This is a genomic window from Lysinibacillus sp., from assembly GCF_032093475.1.
Classification (GTDB): Bacteria; Bacillota; Bacilli; order Bacillales_A; family Planococcaceae; genus Lysinibacillus; species Lysinibacillus irui.
Genome location: NZ_DAMDAY010000116.1, coordinates 1 through 6,977, shown reverse-complemented (window position 1 = coordinate 6,977; position 6,977 = coordinate 1). Strand labels below are relative to the sequence as shown.

The 6,977-nt window shown below is 35.8% G+C and carries 10 protein-coding genes; 7 read left to right on the top strand and 3 right to left on the bottom strand.

Features of this window, described 5'->3' with window-relative positions; all coding sequences use genetic code 11:
• From RT445_RS19185 to RT445_RS19160, 6 genes are all read left to right on the top strand, one after another.
• On the top strand, positions 1 to 412 hold a 412-nt coding region (locus tag RT445_RS19185; protein WP_313471321.1), incomplete at its 5' end, for an HIT family protein.
• A gap of 146 nt (positions 413 to 558) precedes the next feature.
• Positions 559 to 1,095, top strand: a complete 537-nt coding sequence (locus tag RT445_RS19180) for a tryptophan transporter (protein WP_274794426.1) — start codon at positions 559 to 561, stop codon at positions 1,093 to 1,095.
• 133 nt (positions 1,096 to 1,228) lie between these two features.
• Positions 1,229 to 1,624 (top strand): YtxH domain-containing protein, encoded by a 396-nt coding sequence (locus tag RT445_RS19175; RefSeq protein ID WP_274794427.1) that lies wholly within the window; start codon positions 1,229 to 1,231, stop codon positions 1,622 to 1,624.
• A 157-nt stretch (positions 1,625 to 1,781) separates the two neighbouring features.
• Positions 1,782 to 2,342, top strand: coding sequence for an HTH-type transcriptional regulator Hpr (locus tag RT445_RS19170; RefSeq protein ID WP_016992097.1), 561 nt, complete (start codon positions 1,782 to 1,784; stop codon positions 2,340 to 2,342).
• A gap of 189 nt (positions 2,343 to 2,531) precedes the next feature.
• Entirely contained in the window at positions 2,532 to 3,077 is a 546-nt protein-coding gene (locus RT445_RS19165) for a DUF3267 domain-containing protein (protein WP_274794428.1), read from the top strand.
• 70 nt (positions 3,078 to 3,147) lie between these two features.
• On the top strand, positions 3,148 to 3,333 hold the full coding sequence (locus tag RT445_RS19160) for a hypothetical protein (RefSeq protein WP_274794429.1): 186 nt from the start codon (positions 3,148 to 3,150) through the stop codon (positions 3,331 to 3,333).
• 230 nt (positions 3,334 to 3,563) lie between these two features.
• On the opposite strand, the gene RT445_RS19155 is transcribed toward RT445_RS19160, so the two are convergent.
• Entirely contained in the window at positions 3,564 to 3,668 is a 105-nt protein-coding gene (locus tag RT445_RS19155) for a YjcZ family sporulation protein (RefSeq protein ID WP_274794430.1), read from the bottom strand.
• 143 nt (positions 3,669 to 3,811) lie between these two features.
• On the opposite strand from RT445_RS19155, the gene RT445_RS19150 reads away from it, so the two are divergent.
• The gene (locus RT445_RS19150; RefSeq protein ID WP_274794431.1) at positions 3,812 to 4,789 is read left to right on the top strand and encodes a peptidylprolyl isomerase; all 978 of its coding nucleotides are present in this window, start codon (positions 3,812 to 3,814) and stop codon (positions 4,787 to 4,789) included.
• A gap of 145 nt (positions 4,790 to 4,934) precedes the next feature.
• Here RT445_RS19150 and yhaM read toward each other — a convergent pair whose 3' ends face one another.
• The gene (gene yhaM / locus RT445_RS19145) at positions 4,935 to 5,870 is read right to left on the bottom strand and encodes a 3'-5' exoribonuclease YhaM (protein WP_313471318.1); all 936 of its coding nucleotides are present in this window, start codon (positions 5,868 to 5,870) and stop codon (positions 4,935 to 4,937) included.
• On the bottom strand, positions 5,867 to 6,977 hold a 1,111-nt coding region (locus RT445_RS19140; RefSeq protein ID WP_396631815.1), incomplete at its 5' end, for an ATP-binding protein. The genes RT445_RS19140 and yhaM, both read right to left, overlap by 4 nt.

Sequence of the window (6,977 nt, the reverse complement as noted above, 5' to 3'; positions counted from 1 at the left end):
GAGCGATTGCCTATTCTGCAAAATTATCGATGGATCCATTCCAAGTACAAAAATCTACGAGGATGACCATGTCTATGCCTTTACAGATATTTCACCTGTTGCTAAAGGCCACACATTATTAATACCAAAGCATCACTGCCAAGATCTATTTGAAATGCCAGAGGAAGTGGCACGTAATCTATATGCTGTTGCACCAAAAATCGCCAATGCTATTAAAGCAGCATTTCAGCCGATTGGTTTGAATACGATTAATAATAATGGCGCTGCAGCTGGACAGACTGTTTTCCACTACCACTTACATTTTATTCCGCGTTACGACGAAAAAGAAGGGCTTGGCCTAATTTGGCAAACGCAAAAATATTCAGCAGAGCAGTTAGCTGAAGTAGCAGAAAGTATTAAAGCGAATCTGTAAAGGATTGGAATTTTTAACACAAAAAGATTCAGAATATTGTATTGCAAATAGAAACATTTTAGCGTACAATCACAAATAAGTTTCGCTAACGGTCAGGAGGACACGTTAGGTGACAAATAGATTAGCTTAGCTGAGGAGATATTCAAATGAATACGAAGAATTTAGTTTTAATGGCACTATTAATTGGTGTCGGTGCAGCCCTTTATGTGGTTACACCAGGAATGGTAAATGGTATGAAACCTGATTTCATGTTAACAATGATGTTTATTGGAATATTATTGTTCCCAACTGTGAAAGAAACGTTCTTACTATCACTTTCAACGGGTGTACTTTCAGGTTTATTTACAACATTCCCAGCAGGTCTTGTCCCGAATATTATCGATAAAGCTGTTACAGGCTTTGTATTTTTAGCCTGTTTATTGATTCTAAAAAAACTGGCAAGTCATTTCGCTGTTTCTGCTGTTTTAGTTGGTTTAGGTACCATTCTATCAGGAACTGTCTTTTTAAGCGTCGCGCTTTTTGTATTCAATGCAAATGTCGGTGCAACCTTTACAATGCTATTTATTGGCGTTGTCCTGCCAGCTGTTGCATTTAACGTCGTTGCTTTTGCTGTCATTTATCCAATTGTCGCAAAATTAGTAAAGCGCTCTAAATTCAATACAGCTATTTCTCAAATTTCATAAATACTCACTTTAAATAATCAAAAGAAACTAAACCGTGATAGTAAATCACTCGTTTAGTTTCTTTTTTCTTTTTGTATTCGGGCATTTCATGGTTTAATAGTAGATAAACATGACTAGAAATGAGGTAAACAATATGAAAGCAAAACCATTTTTACTTGGACTAACAACAGGGATTATAGGTGGGACAATCGCTGTGCTTTTCTCAACACCACAATCAGGGCAACAAGTACGTGCTACTCTTAAACAAAATCTTGACCAAACAAAAGGTATGCTCCTTGATGTAAAACAACAAGTAGGGACTGTTAAGCACTCTGTCAATACTTTAACAAATGAAGTGAAAAATAATATCCCACAAATAATAAATGATTTAAAGCAAACAATCACAACTTTTACTGAAGAAATCGAACCAACGAAAAATAATTTACAACAAGAATTAGATGCTTTACAGAATTCGATTAGCGAAATCGAGAAAAACATTGCACAAATCACCGAAAACAAGAAAAAACCGCAAGAAAAAGTTAGCGACTAAAGTCCTTTCAAAGCAGTTAAAAATCTATTTTTTTACCAAAAATTATTGCTATAATATTATTTTTTAACCACTTTTCAATTTTTTAATTTTTCTAACTTTAAACTTTTTTTCTTTACTGCTATAATATTTTTAAAAATGTGAAAGAAAGCAGTAGGTGATGGCTTTGTCAGAGGAATTATACACACAAAAAGAAGCGATGCTTTATAGTCAAAGAATCGCACAATTATCAAAGGCGCTATGGAAAGCGGTTGAAAAGGATTGGCAACAATGGATTAAACCCTATGATTTAAATATTAATGAACACCATATTTTATGGATTTCTTATCATTTAAAAGGGGCTTCCATTTCTGATGTAGCAAAATTCGGAGTGATGCATGTTTCTACAGCATTTAACTTCTCCAAAAAATTAGAAGAGCGTGGCTTCCTTAAGTTTTCGAAGCGTGATGACGATAAACGAAATACGTATGTTGAGCTTACTGAAGCTGGTACAGAGCTTATTGTAGAGATGAATAAGAACTACCATAATACGTATCATTCCGTACTGGAGGGATCCCTTGCTTTAAAAGATTTATATGGCCGTTTCCCAGATTTTTTAGATGTAATGGCTGTTATTCGCAATATTTATGGCGAGGATTTCATCGATATTTTCGAACGCTCCTTCCAACATTTCCGTGATTCCTTTGACACGCTAGAAGAAAGAACACCTGTAAAGGGATAGGACGAAGCTTCAAACTACTCGTAATTTTTTCTGGATGAACGCATTTAGTATTCCTGCTCATTCGAATGTAAATCATGTGAAAGGAGGTATTTCAGAAATATTTCTGAAGTACCTCCTTTTTCTTGCATTCTAACATAATTCAATTTACATTAAATAGGACACTTCCTATTTTGGAGTTGATACAAAACCATGCATTGTTGGAAAATTTTAAACCTAGAACATCATTATGGTACAACGCGTATTATTATAATGGGTGTTATTACTTTTCTATTGGTCTTTTCTGTTTCATATGTAATGTTTAATTTATTTAACGAAGAGCATTACACAGATCGGTTATTCTGGCTTTTTGTAATTGCTGTACTCACTCTTTATCCAGTTCATAAATTTTTGCACTTTCTTGCACTATATGATTTGCGCCAGCATTTAAAATTACGTGTACGTACCCAATTTTATATAATTCCTGTTTTGCATATGCGAATTCGTGAACCTTTATCTAAAAATCGTTACATCTTAGCATTACTTACGCCTTTTATCGTTCTAAACACAAGTATTATAGTAGGAACTTGGCTATTACCAGCCTATACACACTACGGAACATTGCTGTTAGCTTATCACTGTAGTTTATGTTTGATTGATATCCTTTACGTGAAATACTTGCTAAATTCACCTAAAAATTCCCAAATAGAAGAAACACCTAAAGGCTATGAAATTTTAGTTCCACCAACTGTTCACTAAAATGCTTGTACTTGTTTTTTATTGGCGTTCTTTGTTATGCTATTACTATTGAAAGAGGGGAGGAATAGACTTGCTATTAATGATTGTAGTTCTATTCTCGGTATTCTATTTATTTCAAATTAATCGCATGACATATGCTTTATGCATGCGACGTGAAATTCCCGAAGAAAACCAACCAAAAATATTCCGAACTATAAATATACTAATTACCATTTTACTTGTCTCATTTTATGTGGAAATTTTATATGCAGTTTAATGGAAGTATCCTTTACGCCTCGGCGTAAAGGCATCCATATCGGTTCAAAACATTGACAAAATAAATTGAAAGACATCCGCGTTCGTCCGCACACTCAAAATAAGTTGAGCCCCCCATGCAACAACTTTTTCTAACCAATAAATTTGGTAGAACTAAGCTTGCGGCGCGAATGTCTACCATTGTTAAGAAAAGCTAAGAGTTGAGCTCTTAGCTTTTCACTGTTTTATTAATTAGTATAGGTACGCTGCGCCAACAATAATTAATAAAATAAATAACACAACTAATAAAGCAAAGCCTGAGCCGTAGCCACCGCCACCGTATCCTCCGTTGCCCATAACTTCACCCCCTTTCTTTTCTATATCCTATGCGCTTCAAAATTTGAAATATAGGCAATACTCAAGGGGGAACCATTTTGTTTTTAAAACGTTTATGTTATAGTAAAAAATGGACGAAACCATGTTAGGAGAGAATATCCACTATGAAAAAGACAGTTTTATCTTTAACTTTAGCTGCTTCTGTATTAGCTCTTGGTGCTTGTAGCGGCGGAGATAGCAAAGCAATCGTTACTTCTAAAGTGGGCGATATTTCAGTAGCTGATTTTAATGAAAAGGCAAAAGCTTTAACAGGCTCATATGTAATGCAACAACTTGTGACTGAAAAAGTTTTAGCCGACAAATATGAGGTAACAGATAAAGAAATTAAAGAAGCTTACGACACTACAGCATCACAATTTGGTGATGGCTTTACACAAGCACTTGCTGAAAGTGGTTTAACAGAACAAGGCTTTAAAGATTCTTTACGTGTTCAGCTTCTTCAAGAAAAAGCTTTAAAAGATCAAGCAATTAAAGAAGAAGATGTGAAAAAATACTACGAACAAATGAAAACAGAACTAAATGGTCGTCATATTTTAGTAGCAGATGAGAAAACAGCGAAAGAAGTCATTGCAAAAATTAAAGGCGGTGCTAAATTTGCTGATGTAGCGAAAGAATATTCTACAGATACAGGTTCTGCGAAAAACGGTGGAGAGCTTGGATGGTTCTCTGTTGGTTCAATGGTTGATGAATTTAACGATGCTGCTTACGCTCTTGAATTAAATACATTAAGCGAGCCAGTAAAATCAAGCTTTGGATATCATGTTATTGAAATTACGGACAAGCGTGACGTAAAAGGTGTTGGTGAATTTAAAGATGAAGAAGACAACATCCGTTCAACAATGATAAACAAGCTAAACCAAACTGGTGAAGCGCAAACGATTTTAAAAGACATCGTTGCAAAAATGGCAAAAGATGCAGATGTGAAAACATCAGATAAAGATTTAAAAGAATCACTTAAATTCTTTACAACAACAAGTGAAGAACAAGCCAAAGCGGCTGAAGAAGCAGCTAAAAAAGCAGAAGATAATGCTGCTAAAGATTCTGAAGACAAAGCAGAAGATACTGACAAGGAATCTAAATAGTCTGGATAAATATTAGTTCATCTAATAATGACAGTATCCTCAGCGAAAAGGAGCATCTGATTTTTCAGATGCTCCCTTTCTTTTTGCATTATTCTTTATGCCTGAAGACCGTTTTTGAACTACTATCTATATGAAATTACTTTTTCTATATAGTTGGTTTATAGAACGAGCGGTTATCCAGCGGGAAGAGTCGCTCTGTAAATTCCCCTGGAGCTGTTTTCCCTAATGCCCTTGTGAGCATATTCATTTTTGCATCTATGTTATCAATATAGTGCAAGATTTCCGCTTCTTGGAGCATAGGTTTTTTCGGGCTACCCCACTCTTCTTTTCCATGATGAGACAGAACCATATGTTGTAATAGCATGACTTCTTCACCATCAATTTCAAGTTCACTAGCAATTTTAGCAATTTCATTCACCATAATCGTAATGTGTCCTAATAAATTACCTTCAACTGTATACATCGTGGCAACTGGACCAGATAACTCTACAACCTTGCCTATGTCATGCAAAATAATTCCTGCATATAATAAATCGCGATTAAGCGTTGGATATAAATCGACAATCGCTTTACCTAGTTTTAGCATAGATACCATATGATCTAATAAACCAGATGCATAGTCATGATGGTTTTTCGTTGCTGCTGGGAAGACTAAAATAGCATCCTGATGCTTTTTAATAGCTGCTCTCGTAATACGTGAGATATTTGGATTTTTAATATCAAAGAAAAATTGTGTCAATTCTTCATATAGTTGTTCTTTGGGCGTTGCTGAGGAGGGAACTAAATCATGAATTGCGATTCCTTCCTCTGGCTTTGCAACACGTATCGATTTAATACGTAATTGATTTTTTCCTCTATAGTCATGAATCTCTCCGCCAACACGCACAATCGCTTCAGCATGATACATTTTTTCATGATCCTCATTCGTGTCCCATAATTTTGCCTCAATATCCCCACTTTTATCTTGTAGTAATAGCGACATAAATGGCTTTCCAACGGTTGTAACACCTTTTGTCGCTTGTTTTATCAATAAAAATTGATCTACTGCTTCTCCAACTTGAAGCGTCGTAATCCCTTTCATGTTGACGCCACTCCCCTTTCATTTGCTAGTGCTCCGATATCGACAATTTGCTCTTTCTGCCAATGTTCGAGCATTGCGTCATGACAAGTAAAATATAAAATTTGACGTTCATATCCTACTTCTTTCATCAATTGTACCATTTTGTCTGTACGGTTTCGATCAAAATGGACAAATGGATCGTCCATAATGATTGGAAATGGGGCAGAGTCCATCAGTGTTTTTGCAAGGGCCATACGTAATGCAATATAGGCTTGCTCTTTTGTCGCCTGTGACAATTCAATCATTTGGTAACGTATTCCTGCAACATCTTGTGCAACAAAATAGCCTTCATCATGAATCGAAATTCTCTCATATCGTCCACCTGTCAGTAAACTGAATATCGCATTCACCTTCGAAAGAACATGAGGTAATTTTTCTTCTCGAAGGCGGAATAATGCTTCATGAATGGCAGTAGCTACAGCCTTTTTAGTTGCCCATTGCTCAATCAGCTGCTGTAATTCTGTTTTCTCCTGCTCAAACTGTTGAAGTAATTGCCCATACTTTTCATCATTTAATAGCTGCTCTTTTTCAATAAGCAATGAAGCACGGTGTTCAAGACATTTGTCTATCTCTTGCTGTAACGAGCTTTGCTCCAGTTCCAAAGCATGTAGAGCTTCTATAATAGAATCCTCCATCAGATTTTCTTGCTGTGGCAGGTTGAGTGAAGCCAATTGTGCTTGAACCGTTTGCAATTCTGCTATGATTTTTCTTTGTTGCTCAAACTGTTCATATATTTCATAATAAGCTTGCTCGTTTTGCACTTGTGCCTCACTAAATAACAGAGCTATTTCAGATGTATATTGGTCAATTCTAGATTGGCCACCCTCTAGTTTTATTTTAAGGCTGGCTAACTGATCCTTCGTTTGTTGTACTTGTTGTTGATGCTTTTGTGCTTCCAGGTAGGCTGTTCGTAAATACATATATATTTCATGTTCATTGTAGGCTCCATCTAAGACCTGTTGGAGCTGTTCATAAATACTGTTCTTTTCCATCTGAGCTTCTTGTAGAAGGCTCAGTGTACTATTCCTTTTTGCTGCAAGCTCTTGAACGCCACGAATTCGCATAAAT

What these genes read in the sequence shown, in the direction of transcription:
- RT445_RS19180 (WP_274794426.1), top strand. Translation starts at nt 559, where the DNA reads ATGAATACGAAGAATTTAGTTTTAATGGCACTATTAATTGGTGTCGGT.
- RT445_RS19175 (WP_274794427.1), top strand. Translation starts at nt 1,229, where the DNA reads ATGAAAGCAAAACCATTTTTACTTGGACTAACAACAGGGATTATAGGT.
- RT445_RS19170 (WP_016992097.1), top strand. Translation starts at nt 1,782, where the DNA reads ATGGCTTTGTCAGAGGAATTATACACACAAAAAGAAGCGATGCTTTAT.
- RT445_RS19165 (WP_274794428.1), top strand. Translation starts at nt 2,532, where the DNA reads ATGCATTGTTGGAAAATTTTAAACCTAGAACATCATTATGGTACAACG.
- RT445_RS19155 (WP_274794430.1), bottom strand. Translation starts at nt 3,668, where the DNA reads ATGGGCAACGGAGGATACGGTGGCGGTGGCTACGGCTCAGGCTTTGCT.
- RT445_RS19150 (WP_274794431.1), top strand. Translation starts at nt 3,812, where the DNA reads ATGAAAAAGACAGTTTTATCTTTAACTTTAGCTGCTTCTGTATTAGCT.
- yhaM (WP_313471318.1), bottom strand. Translation starts at nt 5,870, where the DNA reads ATGAAAGGGATTACGACGCTTCAAGTTGGAGAAGCAGTAGATCAATTT.